Origin of the sequence: Pseudomonas fluorescens, from assembly GCF_018614655.1 — a bacterium.
Classification (GTDB): Bacteria; Pseudomonadota; Gammaproteobacteria; order Pseudomonadales; family Pseudomonadaceae; genus Aquipseudomonas; species Aquipseudomonas fluorescens_BX.
Map to the genome: position 1 here is coordinate 186,783 of NZ_JAGGOG010000004.1, position 17,594 is coordinate 204,376.

General features: G+C 60.8%; 11 protein-coding genes. 5 read left to right on the top strand and 6 right to left on the bottom strand.

The window, feature by feature from the left end:
- Positions 1-35 precede the first annotated feature (35 nt).
- From J7E41_RS05755 to uvrD, 3 genes are all read right to left on the bottom strand, one after another.
- Positions 36-443, bottom strand: coding sequence for an SMI1/KNR4 family protein (locus J7E41_RS05755; protein ID WP_169357085.1), 408 nt, complete (start codon positions 441-443; stop codon positions 36-38).
- A 136-nt stretch (positions 444-579) separates the two neighbouring features.
- Complete coding sequence (locus J7E41_RS05760) at positions 580-1,449, bottom strand: Tim44 domain-containing protein (protein ID WP_214990786.1); 870 nt, start codon at positions 1,447-1,449, stop codon at positions 580-582.
- 189 nt (positions 1,450-1,638) lie between these two features.
- Positions 1,639-3,822 (bottom strand): DNA helicase II, encoded by a 2,184-nt coding sequence (gene uvrD / locus J7E41_RS05765; protein ID WP_214990788.1) that lies wholly within the window; start codon positions 3,820-3,822, stop codon positions 1,639-1,641.
- 256 nt (positions 3,823-4,078) lie between these two features.
- Here uvrD and J7E41_RS05770 point away from each other — a divergent pair, with 256 nt between their 5' ends.
- The 3 genes from J7E41_RS05770 (at position 4,079) to J7E41_RS05780 (ending at position 8,551) form a co-directional block, all read left to right on the top strand.
- Entirely contained in the window at positions 4,079-6,952 is a 2,874-nt protein-coding gene (locus J7E41_RS05770; protein ID WP_214990789.1) for a putative bifunctional diguanylate cyclase/phosphodiesterase, read from the top strand.
- Positions 6,953-7,252: 300 nt separating this feature from the next.
- Complete coding sequence (gene hexR, locus J7E41_RS05775; RefSeq protein WP_003177007.1) at positions 7,253-8,119, top strand: transcriptional regulator HexR; 867 nt, start codon at positions 7,253-7,255, stop codon at positions 8,117-8,119.
- 222 nt (positions 8,120-8,341) lie between these two features.
- The gene (locus J7E41_RS05780; RefSeq protein ID WP_214990791.1) at positions 8,342-8,551 is read left to right on the top strand and encodes a PA3496 family putative envelope integrity protein; all 210 of its coding nucleotides are present in this window, start codon (positions 8,342-8,344) and stop codon (positions 8,549-8,551) included.
- Here J7E41_RS05780 and J7E41_RS05785 read toward each other — a convergent pair.
- Complete coding sequence (locus tag J7E41_RS05785; RefSeq protein ID WP_214990792.1) at positions 8,496-9,455, bottom strand: LysR family transcriptional regulator; 960 nt, start codon at positions 9,453-9,455, stop codon at positions 8,496-8,498. The two genes, J7E41_RS05780 and J7E41_RS05785, sit on opposite strands and share 56 nt — an antisense overlap.
- A gap of 198 nt (positions 9,456-9,653) precedes the next feature.
- Between J7E41_RS05785 and J7E41_RS05790 the strand changes: the two genes are divergently transcribed.
- Together J7E41_RS05790 and oadA are read left to right on the top strand one after the other, a co-directional pair.
- A complete protein-coding gene (locus J7E41_RS05790; RefSeq protein ID WP_169357078.1) occupies positions 9,654-11,069 on the top strand; it encodes an acetyl-CoA carboxylase biotin carboxylase subunit in 1,416 nt (471 codons plus the stop codon).
- 11 nt (positions 11,070-11,080) lie between these two features.
- Positions 11,081-12,889, top strand: coding sequence for a sodium-extruding oxaloacetate decarboxylase subunit alpha (oadA, locus tag J7E41_RS05795; RefSeq protein WP_214990794.1), 1,809 nt, complete (start codon positions 11,081-11,083; stop codon positions 12,887-12,889).
- 23 nt (positions 12,890-12,912) lie between these two features.
- Here oadA and J7E41_RS05800 read toward each other — a convergent pair whose 3' ends face one another.
- Both J7E41_RS05800 and J7E41_RS05805 read right to left on the bottom strand, forming a co-directional pair.
- Positions 12,913-14,301: an autotransporter outer membrane beta-barrel domain-containing protein gene (locus tag J7E41_RS05800; RefSeq protein ID WP_214990796.1), complete on the bottom strand. Its 1,389-nt coding sequence runs from the start codon at positions 14,299-14,301 to the stop codon at positions 12,913-12,915.
- Between the two features lie 110 nt (positions 14,302-14,411).
- On the bottom strand, positions 14,412-17,378 hold the full coding sequence (locus J7E41_RS05805) for an autotransporter outer membrane beta-barrel domain-containing protein (protein WP_214990798.1): 2,967 nt from the start codon (positions 17,376-17,378) through the stop codon (positions 14,412-14,414).
- Positions 17,379-17,594 lie beyond the last annotated feature (216 nt).

The window sequence follows — 17,594 nt, forward strand, 5'->3', positions numbered from 1 at the left end:
GCGAGCACGCTCGCTCCTACAAGGTGGTGCGGGTCTCAGCTTTCCAGCCAGACGTCCCGCGCCCAGTGCCACACGGATTCCCAGGTTTCTTCGGTGACGAGTTCTTCTTCGCCGGACCACAGCACCACAGTGCCGTCTTCTTCGACGCAGTAGTAGTCGTCGCCGTTCTGGCAGATCGGGATCATGCTGCGGTCAACACCGGCATCCCAGGCGTTGGCGGCAACGTCTGGCAGGTAGGTGTGGGATTGTGGGTCGGTGACGGTCACCGGCTCCAGGCTGCCGTAGACCACGTCGCTGACCGTCAGCAGAAATTCCCGGAAGACGAATGGAATATCGATGAACAGTTGTTCTTCGATTTCCACAATCTGGTCTTCATCAGGCAGTTCCAGAGGAACCGGAACCGGTTCGTTGGCTTCACGCAATTGTTCGATGACTTCTTCCACGGCCGGGATCCTCTTGCTAGATGGCGCGGTTTATAGGGGCGCTTTATACAGTAGCTTGCTATAAGTGCAACCGTGAAATAGAAAACCCCGGACAAGTCCGGGGTTTTTGTTACTGGGTGCTCAAAGCGCGTAGGGCTTAGCCGTTCTGGCGGATACCGGCCACCAGCCAAGGCTGGTTCTCGCCCTGCGGACGTTCCATGTTCCAGCTTTCGCTGAACACTTCACCCTGGTCGAAACGCGAGGTTTTCGACACGCCGCTGAAAGTCAGGGTGGCGATGGTCTTGTCGGCGCGGTCATCCACACCTTCAAGTTGTACGCGCAGGTCGTCGATGTAGGTCGACTGGAAGCCTTCGCCCAGGTCGGCGCGTTCGCGCTTGAGGAACTCCAGCAGTTGCGGAGTCACGAACTCGGCGATCTTGTCCATTTCGTTGGCGTCCCAGTGTTGCTGCAGGGACTGGAAGTGGTTGCGTGCCGCTTCAACGAAACGCTCTTCGTTGAACCAAGCGGGCGCATTGATGACCGGACGAGCGGCGGCAGGTGCGGCCGAACCACCGAAGATCGAACCCATGGCAGGCTTTTGCTCGAACACTTCACGCTGCATTGGCGCGCCAGCCGGAGCCATGTGCTCCTGCTGCTTGCGGCGACGGGCGGCGATAAAGCGGAAGATCAAGAAGGCGATGACCGCCATGATCAGGATGTCGAAGATCTGCATGCCCTGGAAGCCGCCGCCCATGAACATGGAAGCGAGCAGGCCACCGGCAGCGATACCGGCCAGAGGACCTAACCAGCGCGAAGCACCGCCAGCCTTGGCAGCAGCGCCAGCGGCACCGGCAGCACCTGCGGTGGCAGCGGCACCGCCGACACCGGCGGAAGGCGCCATTTGGCTGGTCTGGTGGCTCGGCGCCGAACCCATGCTTTTGCCGCCACCGAAGCGCTTGGCGTTGGCGTCGAGGCTCATCGTCAGGCCGATGCACAACGCCATGGCGATGCTAAGAAAACGTTTCATAAAGGGAATTCCCATTTGTGGATTGCACGCGCGCCATGTTGCACAGGTGTCGTGACAGTGGCTAGCGACATAATGTTTCGGGCTTTTGCGTAAGACCGAATCAGAATGGTCTGTAGGACGTATTACAGATATTGGCCCGTCTCCCGTAAAAACAAGGGCGGGCCATATACCTTCATGTGCGGCGGGGCTTTAAATCGCTTCCAACTTGGCATAACCCATCATCAGCCACTTGCTGCCTTCGGCGAAGTTCACCTGCACCCGGGCCTGAGCGCCCGCGCCTTCGAAGTTGAGGATCACGCCTTCGCCGAAGATCGCATGCTTGACCTGTTGGCCAAGGCTGAACGGCGTCTCGGGAATTTCAGAGCCGGCAAACATGCTGCTGGAGTTCTGCTGCTGGCCACCGCCGAATGGCCGACTGACGCTGTTGGACAGCCGTACCTCCTGTATCAACCCTTTCGGTACTTCACGTACGAAGCGCGACACCTTGTTGTAGGTCTCGCTGCCGTACAGGCGTCGGGTTTCCGCGTAAGTCATCACCAGGTTGTGCATGGCCCGGGTGATGCCGACGTAGGCCAAGCGGCGTTCTTCTTCCAGGCGGCCCGGTTCTTCCAGGCTCATCTTGTGAGGGAACAGGCCTTCTTCCATGCCCACCAGGAACACGTAGGGGAACTCCAGGCCCTTGGCGCTGTGCAGGGTCATCAGTTGGACGCTGTCTTCGTGCTCGTCGGCCTGGGTATCACCGGCCTCCAGCGACGCGTGCCCCAGGAAGGCGGCCAGCGGCGATAGCTCAGCATCTTCTTCGCTGTTTTCAAACGCCCGGGCGGCGCTGACCAGTTCCTCAAGGTTTTCTACCCGAGCCTGACCTTTCTCACCCTTTTCCGCTTCGTGGTAAGCGATCAGGCCGGATTGTTCGATCACGGTCTGAGTCATCAAGTGCAGGGGCATTTCCATGCACTTGGCGGCCAGGTTCTCGATCAACTCGACAAACACCCCCAAGGCACCGGCAGCACGGCCGGTCAGGCCTTTGTTGGCGATCAGCAGGCGCATGGCTTCCCACATCGACACGTCGCTGTGGCGCGCGTGGTCGCGGATGGCCTCGACGGTTTTCTCGCCGATGCCACGGGCCGGGATATTGATCACCCGCTCCAGTGCCGCATCGTTGCCACGGCCTTCCAGCAAGCGCAGATAGGCCATGGCGTTCTTGATTTCCGCCCGCTCGAAGAAGCGCTGACCACCATAGATGCGGTAAGGAATGCGCTCGCGCAGCAAGGCCTCCTCCAGCACTCGGGACTGGGCGTTGGAGCGGTACAGAATGGCGATATCGCTGCGGGCCAGGCCGGTTTTCAGGGCGCTTTCGATGGTTTCCACCACGTAGCGCGCTTCGTCGTGCTCGTTGAAGGCCGCGTACAGATTGATCGCTTCACCTTCGCCGCCGTCAGTCCACAGCTCTTTACCCATGCGCCCGGTATTGTTGGCGATCAAGGCGTTGGCGGCCTTGAGAATCCCGGCGGTGGAGCGATAGTTCTGCTCCAGGCGAATGGTTTCGGCGTCCGGGAAGTCGTCGGAATACTGGTAGATGTTCTCGATTTTCGCGCCGCGCCAGCCATAGATTGACTGATCGTCGTCGCCCACCACCATCAGGCTGTCCCCACCCTTGGCCAGCAGGCGCAACCAGGCGTACTGCACGGCGTTGGTGTCCTGGAATTCGTCCACCAGGATATGGCGGAAGCGCTTCTGGTAGTGCGCCAGCAAGCCCGGGTTGTCGCGCCACAGGTCGAGGGCACGCAGCAGCAGTTCGGAGAAGTCGATGACGCCGGCACGCTGGCAGGCTGCTTCGTAGGCTTCATAGATACTGCGCATGGTGGCCAGGAACAGGTCGCCGCTGGCCTGGATGTGTTGTGGGCGCAGGCCTTCATCTTTCTGGCCGTTGATGAACCACTGGGCCTGACGGGCGGGCCAACGCTGTTCGTCCAGACCCAGCTCGCGGATCACCCGCTTGACCAGGCGTTGCTGGTCGTCGCTGTCGAGAATCTGGAACGTCTGGCTCAGCCCGGCTTCCTGCCAATGGGCCCGCAGCAGGCGGTGCGCCAGGCCGTGGAAGGTACCGACCCACATGCCGGCCGGGCTGATGCCCATCAACTGCTCGATGCGATGACGCATCTCGGCAGCGGCCTTGTTGGTGAAGGTCACCGACAGGATTGAATGCGGTGAGGCGTTTTCAACCTGGATCAACCAGGCGATACGGTGCACCAGCACTCGGGTTTTACCGGAGCCAGCACCGGCCAGGACCAACTGACGGCCGACGGAGGCTGCTACGGCCTGGCGTTGGGCATCGTTGAGGGAGTTCAGCAAAAGAGAGAGATCATCGCGCATCGGCGCATTCTAGGGTGCCGGGGGAAGGGGGGCAAATCCCAATGCCCGGTGGTCGAAGGAAAACCAACAATCTGCTCCCAATGATGACCGGCTGGTCATCCCCCACAACCCGCGCCCCGTCTCGCTCAGCCCCTCTGGCTCCAAGGTTTGCGCCCATTTGGCGACCCATTTTTATGATCCGCAGCTGTTTGGTCTGCACGTTTGCTTGTGTATGCTCCGTCCACGTTTCGGGCTCACCATTATAAGAACACTGCCTATGACCCTTAGCTCTGACCTGTCTGGGCCCGCTGTGGTGCCGGCACAGGTTATTCGCAAACATTACGCCATGGAGATGGCGGTCGAGCGCACGCGCCAGCTGTACCAAGGCTCGCTGTTGCCTACCTTATTGATGTTGCTCAACGGTCTGGTCTGCGCCTGGTTGCTCTGGAGCCCGCAGCGCTATCTGCTGGTCAGCGTTTGGCTGGTGTGGCTGCTGGCGCTGGTGGCCTTGCGGGTGATTCAGGTGGCTGCGTTCGACTCCGCGATGCCGAGTCGCCAGGCGCAGCCGATCTGGCGGCGCATGTTCATGTTGGGGTCGGCGGTGAGCGGCTTGACGCTGGCCAGTGCGGCCATTGTCCTGGTGCCCGTAGACAGTTTCGCTCAACAGGTCTGGGTGTTCGGCTTGATCGGCGTGGCGACGCTGTCCGCCAGTGTCGCCTATGCCGTGAGCCTCTTGGCGTTCCTGTCGTTTGCCTTGCCCTGTTTGGTGCCTGCCATTGTTTATCTGTTCTGGAGCGGTGACCCGCAGCTGCAAGGTTGGGGCTGCTTGTGCCTGATTCTGCTGGCGTCCCTGAGCGTGGTGGCGTGGCAGGTCAACCGTCTGATTCAGCGTGGACTGTTGCGGCGTTTCCAGAACCAGGCATTGATCGAGCACCTGCAGCAAGCCCGCCAGCGCAGCGAACAATTGAATCAGGAGCTGGTTCGCGAAGTGGAGCAGCGGCGTCTGGTCGAACAGGAGTTACGAGAGGCGCAGGTCGGCCTGCAACAGCGCGTCGAACAGCGCAGCCAGGAACTGGACGCTACCAGCCTGGCCCTACGCAAAAGCGAAGCCCGTCTGGCCATGGCGTTACAGGCCAGCGAACTGGGCCTGTGGGACTGGAACCTGCAAACCGATGAGGTCCACCACACCCAGCTCAAGGAGCTGTTCGGCCTGGAGCCGGAATACGTCACGGCGATGCTCAGCCACCTCAAGCCGCGCCTGCATCCGGATGATCTGCCTTTGCTCAAGCATGCCCTGGTGGAGCACCTGAAAGGCCGTAGCGAGGACTATCGGGTGGAATACCGGATACGCCATGGCGACGGGCATTGGGTCTGGATCCAGGACCGGGGCCGTGCCGTCGAGCATTCGGCCAACGGACGGGTCACGCGGATGCTGGGTACCCGGCGTGACATCAGCGCCGGCAAGGCCATAGAAGAGCAGCAACGGCTGGCATCCACGGTGTTCGAGGCCGCCAGCGAAGGGATCGTGATTCTTGATCCGGACTACGCGCTGATTGCCGTCAACCAGGCGTTCAGCCGTGTGACGGGTTTCGATATCGACGACATGCTGGGGCGCAACGTCGTGGAGCTGCCCAGCAGCCGCGACGCCCGGCGCCACTTCCCGGTGATCCGCCAAGCCCTGCAAACCCACGGCACCTGGCAAGGTGAGCTGGTGGAAGCGCGTAAAAACGGCGAGCTCTATCCGCAATGGCTGCAACTGAATGTGGTGCGTGATGTGCGGGGAAATGTCAGCCATATCGTGGGCTTTTTCGCCGATCTTTCAGCGCGGCGCGAATCGGAAGAACGCATGCGCTACCTCACCCATTACGACGAATTGACCGGCCTGGCCAACCGTTCGCTATTCCGCGAGCGGTTGCGCGAAGCCCATCAGCGCGTACGTCAGGGCGGCCGTAGCCTGGCCTTGCTGCACATCAACCTGGACCGCTTCAAGCTGCTCAATGACAGCCTCGGTCATGAAGTGGCCGACCAACTGTTGCAGAAAATGGCCCGGCGACTGATCAACGCCTTGCCGGAAGCCGACACCATTGCCCGTCTCTCGGGGGATGAGTTCGCCGTGCTGTTTGATGCCTATGGCAGTTTGTCGAGCCTGGCGAGGGTGGCGACCCGTCTGTTGGCCAAGTTGCGGGTGCCGGTGACGGTAGAAGGGCATGAGCTGGTGGTTAGCGCCTCAATCGGCGTCAGTTTGTTGCCGGACAATGCGCGGGAAATTTCTGCGCTGGTCAGTCAATCGAACATGGCCATGCAACACGCCAAGCACTTGGGCGGCAATAACTTCCAGTTCTATACCGACAGTCTGCAGGCCAGTACCCTGGAGCGTTTGCAGCTGGAGAACCAGTTACGCAAGGCCATTGAGGAGCGTCAGCTCAACGTCTATTACCAGCCCAAATTGTGCCTGGCCACGGGCAAGATGAACGCCGCCGAAGCGCTGGTGCGCTGGGATCACCCGCAATGGGGCAGGGTGCCGCCCGGTGATTTCATCGGCCTGGCGGAAGAAACCGGGTTGATCGTGCCGCTGGGTGAGTTTGTCCTGCGTCAGGCGTGTTGGCAGGCATGCGAGTGGCAGCGCCAGGGGCTGGCGCCGATTCGGGTGTCGGTAAACCTGTCGGTGCACCAGTTGCGCCAGGGCAAGCTGGTCAGCCTGGTGCGGCAAGTACTGGAAGAAACCGGCCTGGCGCCGCAATACCTGGAACTGGAACTGACGGAAAGCCAGTTGCTCGACAGCGTTGAACACATCATCTCCACCTTCCAGCAGTTGCGGGACCTGGGGGTGAAATTGGCCATCGATGACTTTGGCACCGGCTTCTCGTCCCTCAGTTACCTCAAACGCATCCCGGTGGATTACGTGAAGATCGACCAAACCTTCATCCGTGGCCTGGGTCAGGGCCGTGAAGACGCGGCGATTACCCGAGCGATCATCGCCATGGCTCATGGCTTGGCGCTCAAGGTGGTGGCCGAGGGTGTGGAGGATCAGCAGCAGCTGGATTTCCTGCGGGCCGAGCAATGTGATGAGGTGCAGGGTTATTTGATCAGTCGGCCGATGGAGGCCGACGACTTGGCGGATTTGTTACGAAAAAATAGTCAGTTCCTGTAGATACCGCCTTGCGCGTCACCAGGCAAGAGCCCTGTCAGGTCATACATTTGGCCCGTTGTAGCCGCTGCCGAGGCACGAGGCTGCGATAAGGGCCGAAGGGCCTTCAGCGGTTTCAAGATCCTGACGACTGCTGCGCGGCCGATCGCAGGCTGCGCCAGCGGCTACATACAGCGTGTCCGCCAAAATAGGGGGCAGCAGGGCGATTAAGTGATGCATCGAACGGGCAAACCGGCAATTCTTGTAGTATAACTACAAGCTTGCTACATCCCTGGCGTCAGCCAATAACAAGAGTCCAGCCCTTTGAACCTGTTGCAACATATCGCCCAGTCGCGCCACCTGTTACGCAAATCGGAACTCAAGGTTGCCGATCACGTGCTGCTTGATCCTGCGGCTGTGATGCACAGTTCCATGGCTGACCTGGCCCACAGCGTGGGTATCAGTGAGCCCACCATCGTGCGCTTCTGCCGTGCCATCGGTTGCTCCGGGTTCCAGGACTTGAAGCTCAAGCTGGCCCAGAGCCTGGCGGCCGGTGCGAGTTTTGGGCAGTTCGCCATTCACGAAGACGACTCCGTCGCTGACTACAGCCTGAAAATCTTCGACACCACCCTGCACACCCTCATGGAAGTGCGAGAAAAGCTCGACCCAGTGGAGTTGCAGAAAGCCGTGACGGCGATGTCCCAAGCCCAGCGCGTGGAGTTTTATGGCTTTGGTGCCTCGGGCGCGGTGGCGGCGGATGCCCAGCACAAGTTTTTCCGCTTGCTGCTGACGGCGGCAGCCTACAGCGACCCGCACATGCAGGCGATGTCGGCGGTGACCTTGAAACCCACCGACGTGGCGATCTGTATTTCCCAGTCCGGTCGTTCAAAAGACCTGCTGATTACCGCCAACCTGGTGCGTGAAAGCGGCGCGTCGTTGATTACCTTGTGCCCGAGCCAGACGCCATTGGCTGAGCTGTCGACCGTCAACCTGGCGATCGATGTGCATGAAGACACCGAAATCTACACTCCGCTGACCTCGCGTATCGCCCATCTGGTGGTGATCGATGTGTTGGCGATGGGCGTGGCGATGGCCCGTGGCCCGAGCCTGGTCAACCACCTCAAGAGCGTCAAGCGCAGCCTGCGTAGCCTTCGGTTGTCGCCCAAGTCCGTCAAAGCCCTGGACGACTAAGGGTCATGCGCGGTCAAAAAATGTGGGGGCGGGCTTGCTCGCGAAAGCGGAGTGTCAGGCACTGAGGTGTTTACTGATAGACCGCTTTCGCGAGCAAGCCCGCTCTCACATTTTGAATTGCGTCATATCCAGAAGATTCATCAGCTTGTCATCCCCGCGCCGCTAAACGGTAATCCCCTGTGCCTATCCTGACCTCCCCGTACTCGCATTGGGAGACTCGAAATGGCCCGGCAATACGAAGACAGCACCAGCACCGTCAAGACTCGTCGCCAACAGGAAGACCAGCGCCGCATGGCGTTCCGTCGCGCAATTGAAGACCGCTGTGAACAGCGTCAATTGCTCCAGAACATCACCGACTACCCGGAATTACAGCTCGTCACACACTGGCAGGCGCCAGTGGCCGCCCAGCGAAACGCTCAGCCAGGGCGCTGATCTGCACCCGTTCGCTGCGGATAAAGCCCAGGAACGCATGGGCCACCGGTGACAGGCGCTTGGCCTTGGCCTGCACCAGGCACCAACTGCGGTACAGCGGCAGTTCTTCCACCGGCAGCTCTTTGAGCCCGCCGGTGGCCAGTTCCAGGTTCAAGGCGTGGCGCGTCAACAGGGCCACGCCCAACCCGGCGACCACGCATTCACGCTGAGCCTCGGCGGAGGCCACTTCCACCGTCTGGGTGAAGTGCACGCGTTTCTCCTTGAAGTACTCCTCGCAGGCCATCCGGGTTCCGGAGCCTGGCTCGCGCAACAGCAGCGTGTAAGGTTCAAGGTCCTGCAGGCGCAACGGCCCTTGATGATTCAGTGGGTGGTCGGGCGGCGCTACGGCGACAATCGGATTGTTGAGAAACGGCAGGAACTCCAGGCCCATGTCCTGGGGCACCATGGACATGATCACCAGGTCGTCGCGGTTGTCGGAAAGCCGGCGAATCACTTGGGCACGGTTGACCACCGTCAGGTGCAGATTGACCTCCGGGTGCTGGCGCTTGAAGGCGGCAAACAGGTGAGGCACGAAATACTTGGCGCTGGACTCCACCGCCAGCTTCAGTTGCCCCTGCAACGAGCCTTGCATGTCCGAGAGCTGCATATCGAGGTTTTCCAGGCGCCCGAAAATGTCTCGGCTGGCTTTTTGCAGCGCTTCAGCCGCTTCCGTCATGTAGAGCTTTTTGCCGACGTAATCGAACAGCGGTTGGCCGATCAGCTCTTCCAGTTGGCGAATTTGTAGGCTGACGGCCGGTTGCGTGAGTGACATTTCCTCGGCCGCACGGCTGTAGGAACGTAAATCACAGACTTCATTGAAAATCTGCAATTGACGCAATGTCATACGCATCAATGATTTACGCATTATCCAATCACCCCTGACCACCGCCGTTGCGCCAACTATAAGTCTTTACTTATACACGACCCAATTATTATTGATTTTTGTTAATCCTCCGCGGGGCATAGTGTGTGTCACGCGACTGGCTTGAAACATTTTGTTGCCCGCGCCGACCCAGGTCTAGCGGGTCGAAGAACGCAGCAATCGGCTCAAGGGAATTTCCAAGTGATAAAAAAGATCCTGATCGCCAACCGTGGTGAGATTGCCGTACGAATCGTGCGTGCGTGCGCCGAGATGGGCATTCGTTCGGTCGCGGTCTATTCCGACGCCGACCGCCATGCCTTGCACGTCAAGCGTGCCGACGAGGCCCACAGCATCGGCGCCGAGCCGCTGGCCGGCTACCTGAACCCACGCAAGCTGGTGAACCTGGCGGTGGAAACCGGTTGCGACGCGTTGCACCCAGGCTACGGCTTCCTCTCGGAAAACGCCGAGCTGGCGGATATTTGCGTCGAACGCGGGATCAAGTTCATTGGCCCGTCGGCAGAAGTGATTCGCCGCATGGGCGACAAGACCGAAGCCCGCCGCAGCATGATCAAGGCTGGCGTACCGGTCACCCCCGGCACCGAAGGCAACGTCGCAGACATCGCCGAAGCCCTGACCGAAGGCGACCGCATTGGTTACCCGGTGATGCTCAAGGCAACCTCCGGTGGCGGCGGGCGTGGCATTCGTCGTTGCAACAGCCGTGAAGAACTTGAACAAGCCTTCCCTCGGGTGATTTCCGAAGCCACCAAGGCCTTCGGTTCGGCGGAAGTGTTCCTGGAAAAGTGCATCGTCAATCCCAAGCACATCGAGGCGCAGATTCTCGGTGACAGCTTTGGCAACGTGGTGCACTTGTTCGAACGCGACTGCTCGATCCAGCGCCGCAACCAGAAGCTCATCGAGATCGCTCCCAGCCCGCAACTGACGCCGGAACAGCGCGCCTACATCGGCGATCTGTCGGTGCGTGCCGCCAAGGCCGTGGGCTACGAGAACGCCGGCACCGTGGAGTTCCTGCTCGCCGAGGGCGAGGTGTACTTCATGGAGATGAACACCCGGGTGCAGGTGGAACACACCATCACCGAAGAAATCACCGGCATCGACATCGTCCGTGAACAGATCCGCATCGCATCGGGCCTGCCACTGTCGGTCAAGCAGGAAGACATCCAGCACCGTGGTTTCGCGTTGCAGTTCCGTATCAACGCCGAAGACCCGAAGAACAACTTCCTGCCGAGCTTCGGCAAGATCACCCGTTACTACGCGCCCGGCGGTCCCGGTGTGCGCACCGACACGGCGATCTACACCGGCTACACCATTCCGCCTTACTACGACTCCATGTGCCTGAAGCTGGTGGTGTGGGCGTTGACCTGGGAAGAGGCCATGGACCGTGGCCTGCGCGCGCTGGACGACATGCGCCTGCAAGGCGTGAAGACTACCGCCGCGTACTACCAGGAAATCCTGCGCAACCCGGAATTCCGTAGCGGCCAGTTCAACACCAGTTTCGTGGAAAGCCACCCTGAGCTGACCAACTACTCGATCAAGCGCAAACCCGAAGAGCTGGCCCTGGCCATCGCCGCCGCCATCGCCGCCCACGCAGGCCTGTGAGGAACATTCCAATGTCTAAGAAAATCTTCGTAACTGACACCATCCTGCGCGACGCTCACCAATCGTTGCTGGCGACCCGCATGCGCACCGACGACATGCTGCCGATCTGCGACAAGCTCGACAAAGTCGGCTACTGGTCCCTGGAAGTCTGGGGCGGCGCGACCTTCGACGCCTGCGTACGTTTCCTGAAAGAAGACCCGTGGGAGCGTCTGCGCAAACTGCGCGCCGCGTTGCCCAACACGCGCCTGCAAATGCTCCTGCGCGGCCAGAACCTGCTGGGCTATCGTCACTACAGCGACGACGTGGTCAAGGCCTTCGTCGCCAAGGCTGCGGTTAACGGTATCGATGTGTTCCGCATCTTCGATGCGATGAACGACGTACGTAACCTGCGCGTGGCCATCGAAGCGGTGAAAGCCGCCGGTAAACACGCCCAGGGCACCATCGCCTACACCACCAGCCCGGTGCACACCATCGAGGCGTTTGTGGCCCAGGCCAAGCAAATGGAAGCCATGGGTTGCGACTCGGTGGCGATCAAGGACATGGCCGGCCTGTTGACCCCGTACGCCACTGGCGAGCTGGTCAAGGCGCTGAAAGCCGAGCAGACCCTGCCGGTGTTCATCCATTCCCACGACACGGCTGGTTTGGCCGCGATGTGCCAACTCAAGGCCATTGAAAACGGCGCCGATCATATCGATACCGCCATCTCCAGCTTCGCCTGGGGCACCAGCCACCCAGGCACCGAGTCGATGGTCGCAGCCCTTAAAGGCAGTGAGTTCGACACCGGTTTGAACCTGGAACTGCTGCAGGAAATCGGCCTGTACTTCTACGCCGTGCGCAAGAAGTACCACCAGTTCGAAAGCGAATTCACCGCCGTCGATACCCGCGTGCAAGTCAACCAGGTACCGGGAGGGATGATTTCCAACCTGGCCAACCAGTTGAAAGAGCAGGGCGCGCTGAACCGTATGAGCGAAGTGCTGGCAGAGATTCCGCGTGTGCGTGAAGACCTCGGCTTTCCACCGCTGGTGACGCCGACTTCGCAGATCGTCGGCACCCAGGCGTTTTTCAACGTATTGGCTGGCGAGCGCTACAAGACCATCACCAACGAAGTGAAGCTGTACCTGCAAGGCGGCTATGGCAAGGCGCCGGGCGTGGTGAATGAAAAACTGCGGCGTCAGGCCATCGGCAGCGAAGAGGTGATCGACGTCCGCCCAGCCGATTTGCTCAAGCCGGAAATGACCAAGCTGCGTGGCGAAATCGGTGCGTTGGCCAAGTCTGAAGAAGACGTGCTGACCTACGCGATGTTCCCGGACATCGGGCGCAAGTTCCTCGAAGAGCGCGACGCCGGCACCCTGACGCCGGAAGTGCTGTTGCCGATCCCGGAAGCCGGCGGTGTGACGCGTGCCGGTGGGGAAGGTGTGCCGACCGAATTTGTTATCGACGTGCACGGCGAAAGCTACCGCGTCGATATTACCGGTGTGGGCGTCAAGGCCGAAGGCAAGCGTCATTTCTACCTGTCCATCGACGGCATGCCGGAAGAAGTGGTGTTCGAGCCGCTCAACGAGTTTGTCAGCAGCGGCGGCAGCAAGCGCAAGCACGCCAGTGAGCCGGGGCATGTCAGCACCGCAATGCCGGGCAATATCGTCGATGTGCTGGTCAAGGAAGGCGATGTGGTGAAAGCCGGCCAGGCCGTGTTGATCACTGAAGCCATGAAGATGGAGACCGAAGTCCAGGCAGCTATCGCCGGCAAGGTTACCGCTGTTCATGTGGCCAAGGGCGACCGGGTTAACCCTGGCGAAATCCTGATCGAAATCGAAGGCTGAAAAACAGCCTTCGAGACTACCGTTTAATCCTCGGGGGGGCATGTGCCCCCTTTTTTTCGCCCGGAATAAGAGGCCGTATTAGAAGGCCATTGCCCATTGCCCATTGCCCATTGCCCCATGATGCCCTGATTACGGCTGTTGCTGCCAAACTCACCGGTATAGGTCAGGCCTATGGTCTGGTGGGCGGAAAGGCCTATATCCAGGCCCGCCTGAAGCGCGAGGCTGTCGCGATCCAGGGCGGTACCGTTGATAGTGAAGTCGCTGTTGAAGTCTTTTTTATCCGCCAGAATGGACGACTGCCGAACCTGGCTGTCGACGTTACCGTAGAGGTGTTTCCAGCTCGTGCTCAGGTGTGGCTTGAGGGTCATCTGGTTATCCAGCGAGTGAAGGCTGGCCAGCCGAACGCCGAAGGTGCTGCTGAGGTTTTCCTGCTTCTGTTCGCCAACGTTCAGCGCCACAAGGCCGCCCTTTTCCTTGAAGCGGTCCCGGTGGTAACGCTGGTAGCCAATGCCAGCAAAGGGTTCGACGTTCAAATTGCCTTTGTCCAGCTGATAGCCCAACTCGGCGAAGGCGTTCTGACTTTGGGCGTCGTACTTGCCTGTGACCTGTTCCTTGTAATTAACAAAATCGAAGTCGACGCCGCGTTTATTCTGACCGTTGTGGTCGCTATAGATCGCACCCAGGCGTAAGGCCAAAGGACCGTCCTGGCGCACGGCGTAACCACCTAGATGCCAGCTGTCCAACTCGCCCTTGAAGCGTTTGGCGCTTAGGTCGCTGCCGGTTTTAGCGCCCATCACGCCGACTCGCCACGCGTGGTCTACCGCCCAGTCCGCGCCTAGCAGCAGGCCTTGGGTACGTTGCTGCAAACCCGCACTGCCATGCTGGCTGTCAAGCCGGCCTGTGTTGCCCAGGCCCTGGAACCAGAACCGGCCATTGCTGTTTTCGGCGCTGTTGTCGCTCAACTGGCGCAGGGTCGTGAGCAGGCTGGTGTTCAGTTGTTTCATACTGTTCTGGGTGGCGGTGCCCAGGTTGGCATTCTGAGTGGCGGCCAGTTGCTCAAGGACGGCACCCACCCGGCCCGGTTCCAGGCCGCCCAGGTACGCCCCGATATTCTCGAGTTCGTATCGATCCCACTCGGTCAACTCGTCCGACTCCAGCAGGGTATCTACGGCAGTGTCCATTACATGGGCCGCGCGCAGGCCGTTGCGGGAGGTCGCGTGGTCGGCGAAGTAGAAGTCGGTGGTGGGCTCGGGTAGCGCGGGGTAGTGGTACTCCTTTGTGCCGTCAACGGGGTTTTGGATGAGCCGTTCGCTGTCCGGCTCCATGTCTCCCCGTGCCTGGGCGTATTGAATGCCGGTAGCGCCCAGCGCGAGGGTAATAGCGAGTACGAGTCGCTGTGATGTGAAAGGCATGCTGTCCCAACCTCTGATGTATGAGGTCGGGGAATTTAGCGAGGCGCGGCGGCAATAACTGTCAGGGCTTTTACTCCTCGCTTGCGGGAGGCGTCTCTAGTCTGGCGCGATTAAAAACTCATCTGCCATTGCCCGATCAGGCCATGATTACGACTGTTACTGCCGATTTCACCGCTGTAGCCGACACCGAGGGTATGGCGTGCCGACAGGCCGACATCCAGCCCCGCTTCCAGCAGCAGGCTGTCGCGATCCAAGGCACTGCCTTCGACATTGAAGGCAGTGCCCCCCATCAGGAAAGCCTGGCGGGTGCTGCTGTCGACGTCGCCGTAGGTATGTTTCCAGCCGGCGCTGACTCGTGGCGTGAGGCTGATGCCGCTTTCCAGTTGGCTCAAATGCGCCAGGCGCAGGCCGAACGTACTGCTGAAATTATCCTGGGTTTGCCCCTCGACCCGCAGCGCCGCGGCGCCACCTTTTTCGCGATAGCTGTCACGGTGGTAGCGCTGATAACCCAGGTTGGCAAACGGCTCGGCGCTCAGGCGCCCGCTACCCATGGCGTAGCCCACTTCGGCGAAGGCTTGCTGGCTGTTGGCGTCGTAGTCACCCTTGGGCCGATCGTTGAAACCATTGAAGGCCACGGTGCGTTTGCTGTCTCCTTGATGCCCGCTGTAAGCCGCCCCCAGGCGCAAGGCCAGCGGCCCGCTCTGGCGCATGGCATAGGCCCCGGCGTGCCAGCTGTCGACGCTGCCGTCGACGCCGGTGGTGTCCAGGTCGGTCTTCGAATAGCCGCCCAGCACACCCACACGCCACTCAGGGGTGAGCGCCCAATCGGCACCGAGCACGCTGCCCTTGGTGCGCTGGGTCAGGCCGTTGCTGCCGTGGTCGCCGTCGAGCTTGCCGTAGCTGCCGATGCCTTGCAGCCACAGGCGGCCACGGGCATTCGGATCATTGAGGTTGCGCGCCTCGGCCGGTACGCCAGTGGCCGCGAGAACAGGTGCATCGCCCTGATCAACCCCGACCAGCAATCCCGCGCCGCCGCCCAGTTGATGCATGGCCGTCAGCATGCTGTTGCCGACCTGGGCACTGGCACCGAGGGTGGCGCTGGTCAGGTTGGCGGTGCTGCTGCCCGCCAATTGTTCGATGGCTGCGCCTGCGGTGCCGGTGGTGGTGTTGAGCAAGGCGTTATACAGCGCGTTGTTTTTGCCCAGGGTCGCCAGGCTGTTGGCGGCGTTGCTGCCGTTGCCGGTGCTGGCGAACTGATTGAACGCTACATCGTTACGGGCGTAGGTCAGGCCGACCTGAGTCGGGCTGTAATCCAGGGTCGGGGTCAGGAAGGCGTAGTCGCTGGTGACCGTGCCGAATGTGCCATTGATGCTGCCTGCTTGCAGCACCGTGTAGTGGCTCTGCCACGGGAAAGTGCCGCTGCCGGGATTCACGGCCAGGGTTGCACCGTTGAGGTAGGCGGTGCCGCCGACATTGACCGGTGCGCTGCTGCCATCGGCGTTGACGCCATAGGCTAGCGTCGAACCGCTGGTCATGGTCAGGTCGCGAGTGATGCTGGCGGTGCCCAGCGCCGTATTGGTTTGCAGTGTGCCTTTGATCAACAGGCTGCCCACATTGCCGCCACCGGCATAAATCCCGCCTTCGTCGACCGTCAGGTTGCCGGCGATCCCTCCCTGGTTGATCAACTTGGCACCGCTGTAGATCTCGCCGCCGTCGCTGAAGTCGCCGTTGCCGGTGAGGGTCCAGGTGCCTTGTTTGACGTTCAGCCATTCGAAATTGCGACTGTCACCAAAGCTGCCACCCGCGGCGTCGTCCATGGTCAGGCGGTCGTAACCGCTGCCGCCGTCGACCGCGCCGATAAAGCGGCTGCCATGACGCAGGATCAGGTTGTCATCGCCTGCGCCCAGATCCAGGGCCAGGCCGTTACTGCCGCTGATCAAGCCTGCGTTGATTACCGTGTCGGCAAACTCGCCGATGAACTTCACACCAAAGCCATTCTGGCCTTCGATAGTGCCGTGGTTTTCCAATGTAGTCGCGGCCAGTCCCGGGCCATCGCTGCCGTCGTCCACCAGGATCGCGTTGTTGGCACCACTCACCCGTGCACCAATGCCGTTGAATACATAGCCACCGCCCAGGGCTATGCCTTCGCTGCCGTTGGCAAAGCCGTTCTTGTCGACGCCACCGGCACCTGTGCCCTGGATGACACCGTAGTTTTCGATATGGGCGATCTTGTCGATGTCTACGCCATCACCGTCGCCATCCGGTTGCAGCCCGGAGTACGCGCCGGTGATGGTGCCGTGGTTGATTACCGTGCCGTCGCCATCAGAACCAAAGCCCGAGCCGTTGCGACCGATCACTGTGCCGTAGTTGGTCAGCGTCGCACCCAGGTCGGTGGTGATGCCGTGACGGCCACCGGAAATGGTCCCGTAGTTGGTCACGGTCACGCCGGTGGCCGAGTCGATATCCACGCCATCGAACTTGTCATCCCGGGAGAAGGTGTCCCCGGTGGAGATCTCGCCATAGTTCGTGATGGTGGCGTTGGCGCCGGTCTTCATGCCGTCGCTGGTATCGCCCCGGATCAACCCGTCTGCGCGGTTGATGAGGGTGGTGGTGACGTTGTTGCTGCGGATCGCATCCAGGTCCAGGCCTTGGCCGGTGGCAGAGCGAATGGTGCCGCTGTTGTCGATCAACAGGCTGCCGCTGGCGAAATTGCTGTCGATGCGCAGCGCGTCGTTGGCACCCTGGATTACCCCGCCTGCGCGGTTGTAAATGCTGTAGTTGCGCGTTTTGGAGAGGTCGCCACTGCTATCGATGGCCCGGCCGCCGGTGGAAGCGAGGTTGCCCGCGTTATCAATCACCACGCCTTTGCCGCTGGTGCCATCCTTGAGTGTGACGGCTACCTTGGCGGTGGTGATACTGCCGGGCGCCGAGGTCGTCAACGTGTCACTGCCGCCGAGGGTTTGTGCGGTGGTGGTTGGCGTGTCGATCTGCACCGTCTTGGCCTGCGCCAGTTCAACGAAACCGCCGCCGGTCAGCAGGGCGAGTGTGAGCGCAAGACGGTGAGGCGAGGAGGGCATGGCGGTCGACCTTGTTTTAGGAAACGAGGCGACCTGTATAGCGGAGGGTGTTTACAGGAATATGTCGGAAAGATGACGAAGGAGCAGGGCCGAGCAAAGGGTACGAAAACGATAACGATCTAATGTGGGCTGGCTTGTCGAATCGTTGCACCGCCGCGATTACACATTTCTTGAGTCCCCTGAAAGCCCTGTAGCCGCTGCCGAGGCACGAGGCTG